This window comes from Bacillus sp. LL01 (assembly GCF_001037965.1).
Genome location: NZ_LFEL01000208.1, coordinates 1 through 3,842 on the forward strand (window position 1 = coordinate 1; position 3,842 = coordinate 3,842).

General features: G+C 37.5%; 3 protein-coding genes. All 3 read right to left on the minus strand.

Going from position 1 to position 3,842, the window contains the following annotated elements:
* A partial coding sequence (locus AB685_RS28035; protein WP_047973888.1) for a metallophosphoesterase occupies positions 1-1,129 on the minus strand: 1,129 nt, incomplete at its 3' end.
* A gap of 216 nt (positions 1,130-1,345) precedes the next feature.
* Positions 1,346-2,311: a peptidoglycan-binding protein gene (locus tag AB685_RS28040; RefSeq protein WP_047973889.1), complete on the minus strand. Its 966-nt coding sequence runs from the start codon at positions 2,309-2,311 to the stop codon at positions 1,346-1,348.
* Between the two features lie 424 nt (positions 2,312-2,735).
* On the minus strand, positions 2,736-3,842 hold a 1,107-nt coding region (locus AB685_RS32250), incomplete at its 5' end, for an S-layer homology domain-containing protein (protein WP_241773407.1).

The following is a 3,842-nucleotide window of genomic DNA, read 5'->3' on the forward strand; positions in this document are numbered from 1 at the left end:
AAGCAAAGAAGCTATTAATCGGTGCAGTTGTTGTTCCAACTGGACTACGAACATAATCAAGTGTACCCTCATGCCATTCTTTTACTAGTTCAACCATCTCTTCATCAGGTTGGGACTGTTCAGCAGAAACAATACTAGACTGAGAATCTACTACATTCCACTCCCCATCAACTTGTTGAAGTTCTAAGTCAATCATACCAAGATGACTTCCCCAGTTGTTTGGCATAACAACAGGTACTCCATTAACTAATCCTTTTTCATTATCAATTGTGTCGACGTTATTAAAACGGCTATCTCCAGGGAACATACCATGTTGATGACCTGAAACAACTGCATCGATACCGTCAACTTTCGTCAAATCATATACAGCATTTTCAGCACCAGGAGCTTGTTCAGTTGTTTCAATCCCTGAGTGAGAAATCGCAACAATTAGCTCTGCACCTTCTGCTTGCATTTGAGGAATGATTGTTCTCGCTGTTTCCGTAATGTCTTTAGTCACAACTTTACCAGTTAGATGTCCAGCATCCCAAGTCATGATTTGTGGAGTAACAAAACCTGTAAATCCTACTTTAATGGTTTGTGTGTTACCATTCTCGTCGACAAACTCTCTATCAACTACTATATATTGACCAAAGTATGGCTCATCATTTGCGCCACCATCATCTTTAAATACATTGGCAGTTACAATAGGAAACTCTGCTCCCGCAAGTGTTTGATCTAAGAAATCTAATCCATAGTTAAACTCATGATTCCCTACAGTTGCAGCATCATAGTCTAATAGATTAAGCGCTGCCATAATAGGTGAAACTTCATTTTCTTTTAAGTTTCTGTAAACATATTCTCCGAAAGGATTCCCTTGAATGACATCTCCATTGTCAACCAAGATCGTATTATGATCCTCACGTAATTCTTTTAATAACGTTGAAATTTTAACTAATCCAAAAGCATTAGTCTCACGATCTGCATAATAATCATAGTTCATAATATGTGCATGAATATCTGTCGTTCCAAGTACACGTACTTTTAATGTGTTGTCCTCAGCTGCGTGAACAGATGAAGCTGAAAATAGTCCAAAAATAAGTGTGAAAACTAAAGCATAACTAATAATCTTGTTAAAAATTTTAGACATGTTTTTCCCCCTATTGGATAAAAGATTTGGTAGACTTTTATAGTCCATCACCATTTTACCAATTAAACCATCAAAAATCAGTAAAAATATGAAATAATATGACATATTTTGAGTTTATTTTCTATTATTAAGTACAATTTCTACATTAACCACTATTTAGGTTACCCTAATAAAAAAACTTGCTCACTTTAATAGTGAACAAGTTTTAGACATTTATTAGTTTACGCGTTTCGCTCCAAGGTAACGTGGTGCCCAGTAAGTGTTGCTCATGCTTGAAACTGTTACGCCAGTTGATGATCCAGCGTGGATGAACTGATTGTTTCCAATGTAGATCCCGTTATGAGATGGACCACTTTTATATGTTTCAAAGAATACAAGGTCTCCAACTTGTGGATTTGATACAGATCTACCTGCACTCCATTGCTGTGCTGCAGTACGAGGAATAGATACGCCTTGATTTCTGAATACGTATTGAGTGAAACCACTGCAGTCAAAACCGGATGTAGTTGTACCACCAAAACGATACGGTGTGCCTGTTAATGATCTAGCAAATGATACTAAGCTTGATGAATTAACGCTTGAGCTAGAGCTTGCAGATGATGATGAGCTTCTTGAACTAGTTGATGCTGATGCAACAACTCCACTGCTTAATGCGTTAAATGTTTGTGGACCTGCGATTCCGTCAGCTGAAAGTCCCATTGCTGATTGGAAGCTACGAACGCCACGTTGAGTAAGTGGGCCGTATACTCCATCAATTGAAGAGCTAAAGTGACCTTTGTCACGTAATTGTTGTTGTAATGAAGTTACTGCACTTCCTCTAGAACCTACACGTAGCACTCCAGATGAAGATGCTGCTGATGTATTTGAGCTAGTAGATGCTGGTGCTTGTCCACCTGATGCGCCAAGTGCGCGGAATGTTTGTGGGCCTGCAATACCATCTACTGATAGGTTGTTAGAAGCTTGGAATTGACGAACTGCATCACGAGTAATAGTTCCATAATAACCAGTTGCACGATTAAATGTGAAGTATCCTTTTGATTTAAGCGCTTGTTGTAATTCAGTTACATCACCGTGAGACATACCGAAACGAAGTGTTTGGTCTCCTAATGCTGCATCTGATACACTTGGGTTTGCTAATAAAAGTCCTGCCGCTACTAATGAAGTTAGTAATACTTTTTTCATAATTAATACTTCCTCCTATATAATGTCTCTTACTCTTCTATTAGAGTTATGTATGTCTTTGCTATTTATGGGCTGCGTCGTTAGTTTTAATTTCTTTTTCATAGAATAAAAGAATTGTTTATTTGTTTTTCACTTTCTACATACTAGCAAATATAATTTAGATTCGACGAATTATTACATAGATGTAATATAAAATGGGTCTAAACTACCGGTTTATTTTTTAAAAAATCGGTTAAAGATATTAGTTCGCATATATTAATTAGGTCATTAGTCACACACCAAGACTAACCAAGTGAAAGTATTACAAGTTTAATACAAAGAAGATTGAATCACTTTTACCTTTTTATCCATTACAATGGGATGATTAAAAAGGCAATAAAAAAGAAGAGCTAGTTGCACGCTCTTCTTCACCGATATATCCATATTATCTGTAACGATCTAACTCTGACATAAAGTGATCTTCTAATGTAATAATAATTGTAGGTGACTTCTTTGGATCAATCCATTTTAATAATTCTACTAAATCTGTCTCTGAAACTGCAACGCATCCAGCTGTCGGACTGGTTGAACCTCTCCACTTATGCAAGAAAATCGCACTACCATGGCCTGGTACAATTGGATTCGTGTTATATTCAATAACCATTCCGTACTTATATAAGTCAATGTTCATACGCTCAAAGCTATTCCATTTACTACTCGGATTTCCAGTGTACCTTTTCCATTGATTGTAGTCCGGTGAGTTCACATCATCAATCCAATAGTCATCACTTGTTATACGTTGATAGGTTGATCTTGTACCTCTTGGAGGAGCGGCTGTACCAAATGCCATACCCATATCATAGGTACCCATCGGGGTCTGACCATCACCCTCTCTTTTATTTTGACCAATTCCATTATAGCCAACAACCGCCCCCATTGGAGCAAACTTCCGCTCTAACTTTCCATTTACTCGTTCATAGGTTCTAAGAGTTGCTCGCTGAGCCGATAGATTGTTAGTAGATACGACAATAATTTGATCAACCGTATCTTCTTGAATGTCATGTTTGAATGTATCATCTAGCACTCTAGCAAGAAAAACTGAGAATTGCGCCCTTGTAGATGAAGCATTCGGCCTAAACGTTTGGTCTTCTTCATAACCAGTAGTAATACGGTTATATGCTAAATTTTGAATCGATGTATAGAAGGTGAATCCCCTTCCGATATCAGTGAATTGCTTTTCTTCTTGATAGAGAGGTAGCTTAAAAGCACGGTCAATAATCGCTGCCATTTGCCCTCTTGTTAGAGCTTCATTTGGTCTGAAATTCCCATTACTTCCATTCATGATCCCTTCATCCGAAATGGCTGCTACATAATCATAAGCATGAAAATCATCTTTAATGTCATTAAATTGAACAGCAGGACGATTTTCTGTACTAATACCTAAGGCATTCACAATCATGATTGCCGCTTGAGTTCTAGTTACGATGGTATTGGGCCTAAAACTTCCATCTTCGTAGCCTCTTATAATTGACTGATTAGCCAAGTATGTAAT